This window comes from Nocardia sp. NPDC056952 (genome assembly GCF_042674185.1).
Lineage (GTDB): Bacteria > Actinomycetota > Actinomycetes > Mycobacteriales > Mycobacteriaceae > Nocardia.
Genome location: NZ_JBHURA010000011.1, coordinates 139,735 through 154,579, shown reverse-complemented (window position 1 = coordinate 154,579; position 14,845 = coordinate 139,735). Strand labels below are relative to the sequence as shown.

Sequence of the window (14,845 nt, the reverse complement as noted above, 5' to 3'; positions counted from 1 at the left end):
GATGGATCCGGCTACCTGGGAGCTGATCCGGCACAACCTGGTGCCGATGCTGAAGGCCACGGTGACGATGACGTTGCCGCTCACGGCCATCAGCTTCGTGATCGGCCTGGCCATCGCGGTCGGTGTCGCGCTGGCGAGAATGTCGACGCGGCGGGTGCTCTCGGTGCCCGCCCGCTTCTACATCTCGATCATTCGCGGCACCCCGCTGCTGGTCCAGCTGTTCATCGTGTTCTACGCGCTGCCGCAATTCGGGATCGTCATCGATCCGTTCCCGGCGGCGGTGATCGCGTTCAGCCTCAACGTCGGCGGGTACGCCGCGGAGGTGGTGCGCTCGTCGATCATGAGCGTGGCGCACGGGCAGTGGGAGGCGGCGGAGTCGCTGGGCATGACCTATGTCCAGACGCTCTGGTACGTCGTGTTCCCGCAGGCCGCGCGGATCGCGGTGCCCCCGCTGTCGAACACCCTGATCTCCCTGGTCAAGGACACCTCCCTGGCCTCGACCATCCTGGTCACCGAATTGCTGCGCACCGCTCAGCTGGCCGCCGCGCCGACCTTCGACTTCTTCGCCCTCTACGGCGTCGCGGCGCTCTACTACTGGGTGATCTGCCTGATTCTGGGCTTCGGCCAGAGTCGTTTGGAAACAAGACTTTCCAGACACGTCGCCGTTCGGTGACCATTGATTTCGTGAACACCTGGGTAACTCATCGGGAACGCTCGGCCCCCGGTCCCGCCGAAACCGCCGGTCCGGTCGCCAGGTGACGACGACCCTCCGACCGGCCAAATTCACGCAGAGGCGGATGAGCACTAGGCTGGGGGCCGTGATGCGACGGACGAAGATTGTGTGCACCCTGGGGCCGGCCACTGCTACCCAGGATCGTATTCGTGAGCTCGTCGAAAGCGGCATGGATGTGGCCCGGCTGAACTTCAGCCACGGCGACCACGCCGACCACGCCGACAACTACAAGATGGTCCGCGCGGCCTCGGACGAGACCGGCCGCGCGGTCGGCATCCTCGCCGACCTCCAGGGCCCCAAGATCCGCCTCGGCCGCTTCGCCGACGGCAAGACCGTGTGGGCCAACGGCGAGCAGGTGCGGATCACCGTCGACGAGGTCGACGGCACCCACGACCGCGTCTCGACCACCTACAAGGAGCTCGCGCAAGACGCCAAGGCCGGTGACCGGCTGCTGGTCGACGACGGCAAGGTCGGCCTCACCGTGGAATCGGTCGAGGGCAACGACGTCGTCTGCCGGGTCACCGAGGGCGGCCCGGTGAGCAACAACAAGGGCTTGTCGCTGCCCGGCATGAACGTGTCGGTGCCCGCCCTGTCCGAGAAGGACGTCGCCGACCTCGAATTCGCCCTGGAGCTGGGCGTCGACTTCATCGCGCTGTCGTTCGTGCGTTCGCCGTCCGACATCGAACTCGTGCACGACATCATGGACCGCGTCGGCCGCCGGGTGCCGGTGATCGCCAAGCTGGAGAAGCCCGAGGCGATCGAGAACCTCGAGGCGATCGTGCTGGCCTTCGACGCGGTGATGGTCGCCCGCGGCGATCTCGGCGTCGAGCTGCCCCTGGAGCAGGTGCCGCTGGTGCAGAAGCGCGCGATCCAGATGGCGCGGGAGAACGCCAAGCCGGTCATCGTCGCCACCCAGATGCTGGAATCGATGATCGAGAACTCCCGGCCCACCCGCGCGGAAGCCTCCGACGTCGCCAACGCGGTGCTCGACGGCGCCGACGCGGTGATGCTGTCGGGGGAGACCTCGGTCGGCGCGTGGCCGATCGACGCGGTGCGTACCATGGCCCGCATCGTGACCGCGGTCGAGTCCGAGACGTCGCGGGTGCCACCCCTGACCCACGTGCCGCGCACCAAGCGCGGCGTGATCTCCTACGCCGCCCGCGACATCGGCGAGCGGCTCAACGCCAAGGCGCTCGTGGCGTTCACCCAGTCCGGTGACACCGTGCGTCGTCTGGCCCGCCTGCACACCCCGCTGCCGCTGCTGGCGTTCACCCCCATGCCGGAGGTCCGCAGCCAGCTCACGCTGACCTGGGGCACCGAAACGTTCATCGTGCCCATGGTGGACACCACCGACGCGATGATCCACCAGGTGGATCAGGCGCTATTGTCGCTGGAGCGTTATCGCAAGGGTGACCTGGTGGTCATCGTTGCCGGTTCCCCTCCGGGTACCGTCGGTTCCACCAACCTGATCCACGTGCACCGCATCGGCGAAGAGGACCACTAGTAGTGAGCATTTCGATCGACATCGAGACCACACAGGGCGAGCCGACACCCGATCTGCGGGTGTTGCTCGACCTGCTCGACCTCGAGTCGATCGGCGAGGACACCTTCCTGGGTAACCACCCCGAGAAGGTGTGGAGCCGCACCTTCGGCGGGCAGCTGGTGTCGCAGGCGATCATCGCCGCCGGACGCACGGCGGGGGAGCGGCCGCTGCACGCGATCAACGCGCATTTCGTGCGCGGCGGCGATGTGAAGAAGCCGATCGAATACCACGTGCAGCGCCACCGCGACGGCCGCGCGCTCGCCAACCGGACGGTGACCGCCAGCCAGGACGGCCAGGAGCTGTTCGTGATGCTGGCCGCGTTCCAGGACTGGGGTAAGGGCCTCGAGCACGCGCACGAGGGCCCGGATGTGCCGGATCCCGAAACCCTGCCCCGGGTGGAGGAGAGCTTCGTCGGCTTCGAGGACAAGCTGGAGATGTTCATCAAGGCGCCGCACCCGATCGACATGCGCTACACCAACGATCCGTCGTGGATCCTCAAGGGCACCGGTGAGAAGCTCAACCACAACCGGGTCTGGATGCGCACCGACGGCGCGCTGCCGGATGATCAGCTGCTGCACGTGGCCGCGCTGGGCTACTCCTCCGACACCACCGTGCTCGATTCGATCATCACCACGCACGGTTTGTCGTGGGGGCTGGACCGGATTCTCGCGGCGACGGTGAACCACTCGATGTGGTTCCATCGCCCGTTCCGGTTCGACGACTGGGTGCTCTACGCCACCGAGTCACCGGTCGCGGCCGGTTCGCGTGGTCTGGCGACGGGCCGGTTCTATTCGCGCACAGGCGAATTGATCGCCACGACCGTGCAGGAAGGCGTCATCCGGCACTTCCCGGCCCGCTGAGTGCCGCGGTGTGGCCCCGCTGAGGTCACCCGGCCGGACAAACTCAACGCAGTTCGTGGTCGAGTTCGGGTGCGACGACGTCGGTGCGCTGATGGGCGCGCAAAGTGAAGGGCACACCGTGCGCGTGATGCGGTGGGGCCGCGCCGTACACGGCCAGCGCCAGCCCGCGCTCGAGGTCGGCGATGTCGGCGTCGGTGAGATCGGCCGGATCGCCGACCAGGCTCAGCGCGATCTCGTAGGTGCTCTCGCCGCTCGGCTCGAGGCCGGGATAGCTACCGCGCCACTGTGATTCGAGTTCGTGATGGACCGGATCGCTCGCGTCGACGGGCATGGTGAACCGCCATGCGTAGACGTCGCGCTCGTGCACGTGGTCGTCGAGGACCGTCCGGACACTGGCGACGATGCGGTCGAGGATCTCCGGCGTCACATACACATGGAGCGAAACATCCGAAATGCGTTTCGGCAAGTCTGTAGTCCCGTCGTGTGTCGAACCTGCAAGGGGTAACCACCCACGTCCGCGCCGAAGTCTAATCCCTGCGCGCCGTGGCGAACAGCCCTAGCTCAGCGTCTGCGTTGCGCGGCGAGAAAGGCCGACAGTGGGGCGCCGGGTCCACTGGGCGCTATCACCAGGCCGGGCTGATCGGTGTCGCCGGACCGTTTCGTCTGCTCGTGGGGGGCGAGCGCGCCCAGCACGGGGAACAGCAATTCCGCGATTCGGTCGCCGACCTCGAGGAACGCCGCGGGCGAGAGGCCGATCGGGTCGGCGATGTTCTCGCGGCCCACATACGCCAGGTTGTTGCGCGCGTGGTGCAGTGCGGCAATGGATTTCGCACCGGTGACCTTGGCGATGCGATGGGCCTCGGCGAGGGTGAAGGTGCGCGGGGCGGTACCGAAGGCCAGTTCGCCGACCTGGTCGCGTAAGGAATCGGTCATTGTCAGCACCAGATCGGCGCGATCGACCATCTCGGGCTTGAGCTTTCGGGCCTTGAAGCCGGTGGTGTCCCCGCCGAGGCCCTGGATGGTCTCGGCGGCCATCGGATCGGGCGGAAAGCCGACCAGGGCCCTGGTGCCCGCGCTCTCCGCGGTGAGGCGGGGTAGAGCGTGCTCCGTCGCGAACGCCCGGGTGAGCCGTTCGGCGATCACCGACCGGCAGACATTGGAGTTGCAGACGAAGAGCACGTGCATACCGACACCGTAATCGGGTCGATTGTCACGGAGTAGGCCGGAATTGTAACCATCACAAGCGCGGTACTACTTATTCACCTTTCGGTTGAACGCCGTACATCATTCACGATGCGCAAATCTGTTGTGTGTGACCGTGATACCCGCGAGATAGGGGGAAGAAACCTCGCGGTGATATGTGTCGGTTGTCACTCTTTTCGATCATAATAATTCGATTCGGAAATGACCGGCGGCACGGCCGGTGGGGTGCCGTGCACGCGGCCCCTGGTGGAGAACATCGGCCCACGCGCGGGGACCACCGGCGCGAACGCCGCCAGCCCCGTCGATGCCGACATGTCGTCGTAGACCGCGTCGATGCCGCCACGGCGGAAGTAGGCCTCGTGCCAGAAGCCGGTGCCGCCGGAATCGCGCAGGAATTCGCCCCACCACTGCCGGTGCGGTTCCGACCGCGTCCAGCGCTCGAGCGAATCCAGATCGCGCCAGTACTGCCGGGCGCCCCAATGCGGGGGAAACATCGACCACACGATGTCCTCGTGCAGCAGCAAACCGTCGGGCCGGTCGGCATGTGAGCGATACAACTGCGGGCCGACGCCGAGCAGCCGCAGCATCCCGCGCGGGGTGCGCACCCGCATGCCGAGCAGGATCATCACCAGGTCGGGGTACGCATTCAGGTCGACCGTAGTTCTGTGCACGCGCATGATCGCAGCCCCTTCCAAGGTGCTCTTTCGAGGTACTACGGGGCAGGTGGAGGTCCGGTTCGACCGGCGGTTCGCTTCCCGGCGCGCCGAGACGCTATAGTGACCGCGGTGCGCCGGGTTGGCGGAACTGGCAGACGCGACGGTCTCAAAAACCGTTGTCCGGAAGGACGTGTGGGTTCGAGTCCCACACTCGGCACCACGGCGGAAGCGCGGCGTACGTAGCCGCGCTCCGCGGGGGAGTATCCGGCGCAGGGTGTGCGCGATCTCATCGCAGGCGCATTCTCTGCGCGGAAGCAAAAGGTACTCTTTACATCGCCAGTCGTGGTGTGATCGACAGGCATCGGAATCCAGAGGGGTCGAACCTATGAGCACGAATGCAGCCGGCGCCACGCGTGAGGCCGCGGCCAAGCGGGTCGTCGTCGCCGAGGATGAGGCCTTGATCCGGATGGACCTCGTCGAGATGCTCAAGGAAGAGGGCTACGACGTCGTCGGCGAAGCGGGCGACGGACAGCAGGCCGTGGAGCTCGCCGAGGAACTGCGCCCCGATCTGGTCATCATGGACGTGAAGATGCCGCGCCGTGACGGTATCGACGCTGCCGCCGAGATCGCGTCGAAACGTGTTGCGCCCGTGGTGATCCTGACCGCTTTCAGTCAGCGCGATCTGGTGGAGCGCGCGCGTGACGCGGGGGCGATGGCCTATCTCGTGAAGCCGTTCACCAAATCCGATCTGGTCCCCGCGATCGAACTGGCGGCCAGTCGTTTTCACGAAATCACGGCGCTGGAAACAGAAGTCGCGAATCTCTCGGACCGTTTGGAGACGCGCAAACTGGTCGAGCGGGCCAAGGGTGTGCTCATGCAGACCCAGGGGCTCTCGGAGCCGCAGGCGTTCAAATGGATTCAGCGCACCGCGATGGATCGCCGCACGACGATGAAGGCGGTCGCCGAAGTCGTGCTGGAGAACCTCACCCCGCAGTGACTCGGTTCGGCTCTTACTGCCGCGCGGGCCGAAAGCAGAAAATGTTTACGTAAGCGAAACAATAATGTGAACTATTGCTGGACAAGAGGCGTCCGACATGATGCGAATGTGATGCGGATCTAACAAAGCGGCGATATGTTCTCTGCGGGCTGAACGTGGTCGGCCCCCTCGGTGAACCCGGGGAGCACAGGACATAGAGGTGAGACGTGCTCAGTTCGACATGGCGCAGTCGGTCGACGCGGGGAGTTCTGGTAATCGGAGCTGCCGCGTCGTTGGTGTTGTCCGGATGCAGTGACAAGTCGTCAGATGGCGGCGGTGGCGGCAATACCGATCTCTCCATCCAGTCGGTCGTTCAGCTCGATACCGAGGGCAAGGCTGTCGCGACAACCGATGCCGGTGCGGCCGCGGACCCCGCAGGCGACGGCAAGGCCAAGTGCGCGCCCCTGACCCTCGGCATGGCGGGCCCGCTGACCGGCGGCAATGCCGCCCTCGGCATCAACATCATCATGGGCGTGAAGCTCGCGCTCGACAAGCACAACAAGGCCAATCCGGACTGTCAGGTCTCGGTGAAGCAGTTCGACACCGAGGGCAAGCCGCAGATCGCCAGCCAGGTGGTCCCGACGATCGTCGCCGACCCGAACATCGTGGCGCTGGTCGGCCCGACCTTCTCGGGCGAGACCAAGGCGACCGGCCAAATCCTCAGCGAGGCAGGCATGCCCACGTTGACGGCGTCGGCCACGAACCCCACGCTGACCCAGAACGGCTGGAAGACCTTCTTCCGTGGCCTGGGCAACGACAACTCGCAGGGCCCGGCGGTCGCGAACTACCTGACCGGCGAGAAGGGCTTCAAGAAGATCTGCGTCGTGCAGGACAACACCGACTACGGTGCCGGTCTGGCACAGGCGTTCATCACCGCCGCGGGCCCCGCGGCCGACGCCTCCTGCGGGACCAGTGTCAAGGAAGGTGACAAGGACTTCTCGGCAGCGGTTTCCAAGCTGTCCGCCGCCAAGCCCGACGCCATCTTCTACGCCGGGTACTACGCGGAGGCGGCGCCGTTCGTGCAGCAGCTGCGTTCCGGCGGCGTGACCGCGGCCTTCGTCTCCGCCGACGGCAGCAACGATCCCGAGTTCGTCCGGCAGGCCGGTTCCTCGTCCAAGGACGCGCTGCTGTCGTGCCCGTGCAGCCCGGCGCCGGAGAAGTTCGCCGCCGATTACAAGGCGCTCAACGGTCAGGCGCCCGGCGTCTACTCCGTCGAGGGCTACGACCTGACCACGATCCTGCTCAAGGGGATCGATGCCGGTAAGGTCACCCGCGCCGAACTGGTCGATTACGTCCGCAACTACGACGGCACCGGTGTCGCCCGCCAGTACAAGTGGGGCGAGACCGGCGAGCTGGCCAACATCCAGATCTGGATGTACCAGGTCAAGTAGTTCCGATGACGTGTGCAGCGGTGCGCGTGGCTGAGCAGCCACGCGCACCGCGCGCCTGACGCGAGAGTAATCATGACATCAGCGGCTTCGCTCGGTGTGACCCTGTTGGCCGAGGGGTCCATCGATTTCAACATTTCCGGGGTGATCGACCAGTTCTGGAAATTGACCGTGGACGGTCTCACCTACGGCTCGATCTACGCCCTGGTGGCGGTCGGCTACACGCTGGTCTACGGCGTGCTCCGACTGATCAACTTCGCTCACTCCGAGATCTTCATGCTCGGTATGTTCGGCACCTACGTGGGACTGGAACTGCTCGGCTTCGCGCCCAGCGGCAACGTGTATTCCCAGGGTGTCCTGCTGACAGTGCTGTACCTGGGCTTGGCGATGCTGTTCGGCATGCTCGTCTCGGGCATCGCGGCGGTGGGGCTCGAACGAGTCGCCTACCGGCCGCTGCGCAGGCGCGGCGCGAAACCGCTGGCGTTCCTGATCACCGCGATCGGTATGTCGTTCGTGATCCAGGAGTTCGTGCACTACATCCTGCCCAAGATCAAGCCGGGGCTCGGCGGCTCCAACGCCCAGACCGGTATCCGGCTCGTGGAGCCGAAGGTGCAGTTCAGCTTCCTCGGCGCGCAGGTCACCAATGTGGCGCTGGTGATCATCGCCGCGGCCGTCGTGCTCGCGATCACCACCGAAATCGTCATCAACAGAACCAAATTCGGCCGCGCCATCCGCGCGGTCGCCCAGGACCCCGACACCGCCACCCTGATGGGTGTCTCGCGTGAGCGGGTCATCGTGCTGACGTTCCTCATCGGCGGTCTGCTGGCAGGCGCGGCCGCGATGTTGTACACGCTCTACATTCCCACCGGCATCATCTTCTCCGGCGGTTTCATCCTCGGTATCAAGGCGTTCAGCGCCGCGGTGCTCGGTGGCATCGGCAACCTGCGCGGCGCGCTGCTCGGCGGGTTGATCCTCGGCATCGCCGAGCAGTACGGGCAGATCCTGTTCGGCACCGAATGGCGTGACGTGGTCGCGTTCGTGTTGCTGGTGACCGTGCTGATGTTCCGGCCGACCGGCATCCTCGGCGAGAGCCTGGGGAGGGCACGCGCATGACAGACCTGACAAAAACCCCGAAAGCACCTGTCGCGCAGCAGGATCGGCGTGGCATCGGCGACGCGATCCGGGTCTGGTGGGACGGGCTCTCGCGTCCGGCCCAGTGGGCCGTCGGCGTGCCGATCATCGCCTTGCTGGCGCTGATGCCGCTGTTCCCACCCCCACTGCTCGACACTCCGGGCGTGAGCTTCGGTGGTGTGATGGCGCAGTTCGCCATGTACGCGCTGATCGCCATCGGCCTGAACGTGGTGGTCGGCCAGGCCGGTCTGCTCGACCTGGGTTATGTCGGCTTCTATGCCGTCGGCGCCTACACGGTCGGCCTGCTGACCAGCCCGAACAGTCCGTGGAACCAAACCGACGGCGGCTGGCTGCAACCCGGCTGGGCGTGGGTGGCCTGCCTGCCGATCGCGATCGCGCTGACCGCGCTCGCGGGCCTGATCCTCGGCGCGCCGACCCTGCGGTTGCGCGGTGACTACCTCGCCATCGTGACGCTGGGCTTCGGTGAGATCGTCCGGCTGATGGCAGACAACCTGGGCGACCTGACCAACGGCAGCCTCGGGCTGTCCAAGATCGCCTACCCCGCCGTCGGCGAGTCCGAGGCGCACCCCGGTGGCTTCTTCTCCCCGGGCAACCTCGGCGACACCAGCAGCTGGAATCCCTTCCAGCGGGCCAGCAACGGCACCTGGTGGTTCTGGCTCGGTATGGCCTTCGTGATCGTGGTGCTGCTGATCATCGGCAACCTCGAGCGCAGCCGGGTCGGGCGCTCCTGGGTCGCCATCCGCGAAGACGAGGACGCCGCCGAGATCATGGGCGTGCCGACCTTCAAGTTCAAGCTGTGGGCGTTCGTGATCGGTGCCTCGGTCGGCGGTCTGTCCGGCGCGATGTACGCCGGTCAGGTCACCTACGTCAACCCCAAACAGTTCGACATCATCTTGTCGATGTTGTTCCTGTGCGCGGTGGTGCTCGGTGGTTCGGGCAACAAGCTCGGCGTGATCGTCGGCGCGTTCCTCATCGCCTACCTGCCGATGCGGTTGCAGTCGGTACAGCTGGTGTCCAGCGAGTCGACCGGTTACCTGCTGCTCGGCCTCGATGTCGCGCTGCTGATCGGGCTGTGGTTGCTGTGGCGGTGGAAGAAGGACGCGCTGGCCGCGTGGGTCCGGCGGACGGTGATCGGCGTGGCGATCGTCGCGGTGATCCTCGGCTTGCTGCTGTTGGGCAGTGTGTTGCTGTTCCGTCCGGGCGGCGCCCAGAACCTCGGTGACCTGAAGTACCTCTACTTCGGCATCGCGCTCGTGGTGATGATGATTCTGCGGCCACAGGGTCTGTTCCCGGTGCGGCAGAAACTGCTCGCCTACGGCAGACAGGTGTACCAGGCGGTCGTGCGCAAGCCGGCGGCCGAATCGATCGGAGCAGGGCAATGACGGGGCCGGGCGCGGGAGACGCGCTGTACGACAACGAAGACATGAAGGCCGGCTACCAGCCGCCGCCCGAGGTCGAGCCGACAGGCGAGGTCGACGTCACCGCGGTGCTGCCCGAGCTCGCCGATGCCGAGACCGTCGCCGAGGTGGTCGCTCCGCATCGCGACATCGAGACCGCGGTGGGCGAGCCCCTGCTGCGGACCGACGGTCTGACCGTGAAGTTCGGCGGTCTGACCGCGCTCGACGGGGTCAGTTTCGAGATCCGCCGCGGCGAGATCCTCGGCCTGATCGGCCCCAACGGCGCGGGCAAGACCACCTGCTTCAACGCGATCACCGGCGTCTACAAGCCCGCGTCGGGCAGCGTGCACTTCGACGGTCAGCCGCTGGCCAAGACCAAGCGCAACGAGATCACCCGGATGGGTATCGCGCGCACGTTCCAGAACGTGCGGCTGTTCGGCGAGATGACGGCGCTGGAGAACGTGGTCGTCGGCACCGACGCGCGCCACACCACCTCGGTGCCCGGCGCGGTGTTCCGCACGCCGAAGTTCAGGCGCGAGGAGCGTGATGCCATCGAACGCGGCATGGCGCTGCTCGAGTTCGTCGGCATCGCGCCGCGCGCGGTGGAGAAGGCCCGCAATCTGTCCTACGGCGATCAGCGCAGGCTCGAGATCGCGCGGGCGCTGGCCACCGAGCCCAAGCTGCTGTGTCTCGACGAGCCGGCCGCTGGTTTCAATCCCAGCGAGAAGTCGGCGCTGATGGACCTGATCCGCAAGATCCGCGACGACGGCTACACCGTGCTGCTCATCGAGCACGACATGCGCCTGGTGATGGGCGTGACCGACCGGATCGTGGTCCTGGAGTTCGGACGCAAGATCGCCGACGGCCTGCCCACCGAGGTGCGCGAGGACCCGGCGGTGATCGCGGCCTACCTCGGCGTGCCCGACGCGGACACGATCGAGGAAGTGCGCGAGGGATCGGTCGCCGCCGCGGAGGAGGGGGCGACCCCGACGCCGGGGACCGACGCCGTGGTGGTGCGACCGCGGGACGAGCCGAAGGCCGTGGTCCAGACCGAGACGCCGCTGCTCGAGGTCCAGGACATGGTCGTGAACTACGGCCGGATCGAAGCGCTGCACGGCATATCGCTCTCGGTCGCCCAGGGTGAACTGGTGACTCTGCTCGGCGCCAACGGCGCCGGAAAGACCACCACCATGCGGGCGATGTCGGGCCTGCTGCCGCTCACCTCGGGCCGAATCCTGTTCCAGGGCAAAGACATCACCACCATGAAAGCCCACGATCGGGTGGTCGAGGGTCTCATCCAGGCGCCGGAGGGTCGCGGTGTCTTCCCGGGCATGACGGTCGCGGAGAACCTCGACATGGGTTGCTACGGCAGGCCTTTCGAGAAGAAGACCGAGTACCAGCAGACCCTGGACTGGGTCTTCGAGCTGTTCCCCCGCCTGGCCGAACGTCGCAAGCAGGTCGGCGGCACGATGTCGGGCGGTGAACAGCAGATGCTCGCCATCGGTCGCGCCCTCATGGCCCGGCCGAAGCTGCTGCTGCTCGACGAGCCCTCGATGGGTCTGGCCCCCATGGTGATCCAGCAGATCTTCCGGATCATCAGCGAGATCAACCGCCAGGGCACCACGGTGCTGCTCGTGGAACAGAACGCCCAGCAGGCTCTGACCCGCAGTGATCGCGCCTACATCCTCGAAACCGGCGAGGTCACCAAGTCGGGCCCGGGTAGTGCGTTGCTCACCGACCCGGCGGTGATGTCGGCCTACCTCGGCGTCGACTGAATTACTGGCGGCGCGGGCGCCGCGTTGTTCGCGGCCCCGCCGGTCCCGTCGATCAGGCACCGTTGCTTGCTCCTTCGTCGCCTACGCAACGGCACCTGATCGACGGGACGGCCGCGAACCGCCGCTGCGCGGCGGGACCCTCCTCGAGGTCGGGTCGTACGGGGCTGAGAATGCGGTCATGGCGGTGTTCGTCTCTGTCGGTAGGTGTCCCTACACTCATTCGGGTGAGTTCACCGACGACTGCGCAGGCATCGACTACGACCACTGCCCCCGACGAGCGGCCTACGCTGCTGCTGCTGGACGGGCATTCGATCGCCTATCGCGCGTTCTTCGCGCTACCGGCGGAGAACTTCAAGACCGTCACGGGTCAGACCACCAACGCGGTGTACGGATTCACCTCGATGCTGATCAATCTGCTGCGCGACGAGAAGCCCAGCCATGTGGCCGCGGCGTTCGACGTGTCGCGCAAGACGTTCCGCACCGAGGCGTACCCGGAGTACAAGGCCAATCGCAGCGCCACCCCCGACGAGTTCCGTGGGCAGGTCGAACTCACCAAGGACGTGCTCGGCGCGATGGGCATCCCGGTGATGGCCATCGACGGCTACGAGGCCGACGATGTGATCGCCACCCTCACCACCCAGGCGATGGCACAGGGCTACCGCGTCCTCATCGTCACCGGCGACCGCGACGCGATCCAGCTGGTCAACGACGACGTCACCGTGCTCTACCCGAAGAAGGGCGTCTCGGATCTCACCCGCTTCACCCCGGCCGAGGTGGAGACCAAATACGGCCTCACGCCCGCGCAGTATCCCGACTACGCGGCTCTGCGCGGCGACCCGAGCGACAATCTGCCCGGCATTCCCGGCGTGGGGGAGAAGACCGCCGCCAAGTGGATCCGCGAATACGGCGACCTCGCCACCCTGGTCGACCGCGTCGATCAGGTGAAGGGCAAGGTCGGCGACTCCCTGCGGGCGAACCTGTCGAGTGTGGTGCTCAACCGCCAGCTCACCGAGATGGTGCGCGAGGTGCCGCTGCCCTACACCCCCGACCAGCTGATCAAGGCGCCGTGGGATCGCGACAAGATCCACCAGCTCTTCGACGACCTCGAGTTCCGGGTGCTGCGCGACCGGCTGTTCGACACCCTCGGTTCCCCCGAGCCGGAAGCCGAGTCGGGCTTCGAGATCAGCGGTGGTGCCCTCGATCAGGGCGCGGTCGCCGACTGGCTGGCCGAGCACGCGAAAGCCGGTGTGCGCCATGGCCTCTCGATCGTCGGGACCGGAACGCCGGTACACGGTGACGCGCGGGCCCTGGCGATCGCCGCCGCCGACGGTGAGGGCGGCTATATCGACCTGACCGTCCTCACCCCCGAAGACGAGACGGCGCTGGCCGCCTGGCTGGCCGATCCCGAGGTGCCCAAGGCGCTGCACGAGGCCAAGTCCGCCGGGCACGCACTGCGCGGGCGCGGCTTCACCCTGGGCGGTCTCGCCACCGACACCGCCCTGTCGGCCTACCTGGTCCGCCCCGGCCAGCGCAGCTTCAACCTCGACGATCTGTCACTGCGCTACCTCAAGCGCGAACTGCGCGTCGAGACCGGCGACACGGGCCAGCTGTCCCTGCTCGACGACGAGGACACCCTCGCCGCCGATATCGCCCGCGAGGAGATGTTGCGTGCCCGCGCGGTCGCGGACCTGGCCGTCGCGCTGGATATCGAACTCGAAGCCATCGAATCGACCCCACTGCTCACGGAGATGGAGCTGCCGCTGCTCGGCGTGCTCGGTCAACTGGAGGAAGCGGGCATCGCGGTCGACGTCGCCCAGCTCGAGAACCTCCAGCAGCAGTTCGCCGACCGCGTCACCGAGGCCGCGAACTCCGCGTACGAGGTGATCGGCAAGCAGATCAACCTCGGCTCGCCCAAGCAGTTGCAGGTGGTGCTGTTCGACGAGCTCGACATGCCGAAGACCAAGCGCACCAAGACCGGCTACACCACCGACGCCGACGCGCTGGAATCGCTGTTCGAGAAGACCGGTCACGCGTTCCTGGAACACCTGCTGGCCCACCGCGACGCGACCCGGCTCAAGGTGACCGTCGACGGTCTGCTCAAGTCGGTCTCCGACGATGGCCGCGTGCACACCACATTCAACCAGACCATCGCCGCCACCGGCCGCCTCTCCTCGACCGAGCCGAATCTGCAGAACATCCCGATCCGCACCGACACCGGCCGCCAGATCCGCGACACCTTCGTGGTCGGCCCCGGCTTCGCCGAACTCATGACCGCCGACTACAGCCAGATCGAGATGCGCATCATGGCGCACCTGTCCGGGGACGAGGGCCTGATCGAGGCCTTCAATTCCGGTGAGGACCTGCACACCTTCGTCGCGTCGAAGGCCTTCGACATCCCGATCGCCGAGGTGAGCTCCGAGCTGCGCCGCCGGATCAAGGCCATGTCCTACGGTCTCGCCTACGGTCTGAGTTCCTACGGCTTGAGCGCCCAGCTCAAGATCAGTACCACCGAGGCCAAAGAACAGATGGACGTGTACTTCGACCGTTTCGGCGGCATCCGCGACTACCTGTCCGATGTCGTCGACCAGGCCCGCAAGGTCGGCTACACCCAAACCCTGTTCGGCCGCAGGCGTTACCTGCCCGACCTGGATTCCAGTAACCGTCAGCGCCGTGAATCCGCCGAGCGGATGGCACTGAACGCGCCGATCCAGGGCACCGCCGCCGACATCATCAAGGTCGCGATGATCAACGTGCAGAACGCGATCCGCGACGCGGGCCTGCGCTCGCGGATGCTGCTGCAGATCCATGACGAACTGGTCTTCGAGGTCGCCGACGGCGAACGCGAGGCCCTCGAAGCCCTCGCGCGCGAACAGATGTCGGCCGCGATCGACCTCTCGGTCCCGCTCACCGTCTCCGTCGGCACCGGCCGGAGCTGGGATTCGGCCGCGCACTGAGCTGGTCCGCACAGCACGAGGGGCGCCGACCCCGCCGGGGTGGCGGCCCCCGGGGGGGTGGGGGGACGCGCGGTTAGCGGTGTGCGGCACACCGGCATCGGCGGTCGGGTGGAAGGTAGAGCCCTGAGCGAATTGGGGGGTGTTTGGG

General features: G+C 66.6%; 12 protein-coding genes, 1 tRNA gene and 1 pseudogene. 11 read left to right on the top strand and 3 right to left on the bottom strand.

Annotation, left to right across the window (positions count from 1 at the left end):
- The first annotated feature begins 1 nt into the window (after position 1).
- From ACFTS5_RS29190 to ACFTS5_RS29180, 3 genes are all read left to right on the top strand, one after another.
- The gene (locus ACFTS5_RS29190; RefSeq protein ID WP_378637174.1) at positions 2-673 is read left to right on the top strand and encodes an amino acid ABC transporter permease; all 672 of its coding nucleotides are present in this window, start codon (positions 2-4) and stop codon (positions 671-673) included.
- Between the two features lie 145 nt (positions 674-818).
- Complete coding sequence (gene pyk / locus ACFTS5_RS29185; RefSeq protein ID WP_378637171.1) at positions 819-2,237, top strand: pyruvate kinase; 1,419 nt, start codon at positions 819-821, stop codon at positions 2,235-2,237.
- A 2-nt stretch (positions 2,238-2,239) separates the two neighbouring features.
- Positions 2,240-3,136, top strand: a complete 897-nt coding sequence (locus ACFTS5_RS29180; RefSeq protein WP_378637168.1) for an acyl-CoA thioesterase — start codon at positions 2,240-2,242, stop codon at positions 3,134-3,136.
- A 43-nt stretch (positions 3,137-3,179) separates the two neighbouring features.
- Here ACFTS5_RS29180 and ACFTS5_RS29175 read toward each other — a convergent pair whose 3' ends face one another.
- The 3 genes from ACFTS5_RS29175 to ACFTS5_RS29165 all read right to left on the bottom strand — a co-directional run bounded on the left by ACFTS5_RS29175 (position 3,180) and on the right by ACFTS5_RS29165 (position 5,016).
- The gene (locus ACFTS5_RS29175) at positions 3,180-3,563 is read right to left on the bottom strand and encodes a hypothetical protein (protein WP_378637166.1); all 384 of its coding nucleotides are present in this window, start codon (positions 3,561-3,563) and stop codon (positions 3,180-3,182) included.
- A 134-nt stretch (positions 3,564-3,697) separates the two neighbouring features.
- Entirely contained in the window at positions 3,698-4,321 is a 624-nt protein-coding gene (locus ACFTS5_RS29170; protein ID WP_378637163.1) for a low molecular weight phosphatase family protein, read from the bottom strand.
- A gap of 185 nt (positions 4,322-4,506) precedes the next feature.
- A complete protein-coding gene (locus ACFTS5_RS29165) occupies positions 4,507-5,016 on the bottom strand; it encodes a monooxygenase family protein (RefSeq protein WP_378637160.1) in 510 nt (169 codons plus the stop codon).
- A gap of 112 nt (positions 5,017-5,128) precedes the next feature.
- Between ACFTS5_RS29165 and ACFTS5_RS29160 the strand changes: the two genes are divergently transcribed.
- The 8 genes and pseudogenes from ACFTS5_RS29160 to polA all read left to right on the top strand — a co-directional run bounded on the left by ACFTS5_RS29160 (position 5,129) and on the right by polA (position 14,697).
- Positions 5,129-5,215, top strand: a tRNA-Leu gene (locus ACFTS5_RS29160).
- Positions 5,216-5,380: 165 nt separating this feature from the next.
- A complete protein-coding gene (locus ACFTS5_RS29155) occupies positions 5,381-5,992 on the top strand; it encodes an ANTAR domain-containing response regulator (RefSeq protein ID WP_056824610.1) in 612 nt (203 codons plus the stop codon).
- Between the two features lie 272 nt (positions 5,993-6,264).
- Positions 6,265-7,422 (top strand): branched-chain amino acid ABC transporter substrate-binding protein, encoded by a 1,158-nt coding sequence (locus ACFTS5_RS29150; protein ID WP_378637157.1) that lies wholly within the window; start codon positions 6,265-6,267, stop codon positions 7,420-7,422.
- Between the two features lie 72 nt (positions 7,423-7,494).
- The gene (locus ACFTS5_RS29145) at positions 7,495-8,532 is read left to right on the top strand and encodes a branched-chain amino acid ABC transporter permease (protein ID WP_378637155.1); all 1,038 of its coding nucleotides are present in this window, start codon (positions 7,495-7,497) and stop codon (positions 8,530-8,532) included.
- The gene (locus ACFTS5_RS29140; RefSeq protein ID WP_378637152.1) at positions 8,529-9,953 is read left to right on the top strand and encodes a branched-chain amino acid ABC transporter permease; all 1,425 of its coding nucleotides are present in this window, start codon (positions 8,529-8,531) and stop codon (positions 9,951-9,953) included. The genes ACFTS5_RS29145 and ACFTS5_RS29140 overlap by 4 nt, the downstream gene beginning before the upstream one ends.
- 41 nt (positions 9,954-9,994) lie before the next feature.
- A pseudogene (locus ACFTS5_RS29135) lies at positions 9,995-10,900 on the top strand (ABC transporter ATP-binding protein); the annotation flags it as partial.
- A 147-nt stretch (positions 10,901-11,047) separates the two neighbouring features.
- Positions 11,048-11,743 (top strand): ABC transporter ATP-binding protein, encoded by a 696-nt coding sequence (locus tag ACFTS5_RS29130; protein WP_378637358.1) that lies wholly within the window; start codon positions 11,048-11,050, stop codon positions 11,741-11,743.
- Positions 11,744-11,913: 170 nt separating this feature from the next.
- Positions 11,914-14,697, top strand: coding sequence for a DNA polymerase I (gene polA / locus ACFTS5_RS29125; protein WP_378637150.1), 2,784 nt, complete (start codon positions 11,914-11,916; stop codon positions 14,695-14,697).
- Positions 14,698-14,845: the final 148 nt, after the last annotated feature.

What these genes read in the sequence shown, in the direction of transcription:
- ACFTS5_RS29130 (WP_378637358.1), top strand. Translation starts at nt 11,048, where the DNA reads ATGGTCGTGAACTACGGCCGGATCGAAGCGCTGCACGGCATATCGCTC.
- ACFTS5_RS29190 (WP_378637174.1), top strand. Translation starts at nt 2, where the DNA reads ATGGATCCGGCTACCTGGGAGCTGATCCGGCACAACCTGGTGCCGATG.
- ACFTS5_RS29140 (WP_378637152.1), top strand. Translation starts at nt 8,529, where the DNA reads ATGACAGACCTGACAAAAACCCCGAAAGCACCTGTCGCGCAGCAGGAT.
- ACFTS5_RS29145 (WP_378637155.1), top strand. Translation starts at nt 7,495, where the DNA reads ATGACATCAGCGGCTTCGCTCGGTGTGACCCTGTTGGCCGAGGGGTCC.
- ACFTS5_RS29165 (WP_378637160.1), bottom strand. Translation starts at nt 5,016, where the DNA reads ATGCGCGTGCACAGAACTACGGTCGACCTGAATGCGTACCCCGACCTG.
- ACFTS5_RS29155 (WP_056824610.1), top strand. Translation starts at nt 5,381, where the DNA reads ATGAGCACGAATGCAGCCGGCGCCACGCGTGAGGCCGCGGCCAAGCGG.
- polA (WP_378637150.1), top strand. Translation starts at nt 11,914, where the DNA reads ATGCGGTCATGGCGGTGTTCGTCTCTGTCGGTAGGTGTCCCTACACTC.
- ACFTS5_RS29170 (WP_378637163.1), bottom strand. Translation starts at nt 4,321, where the DNA reads ATGCACGTGCTCTTCGTCTGCAACTCCAATGTCTGCCGGTCGGTGATC.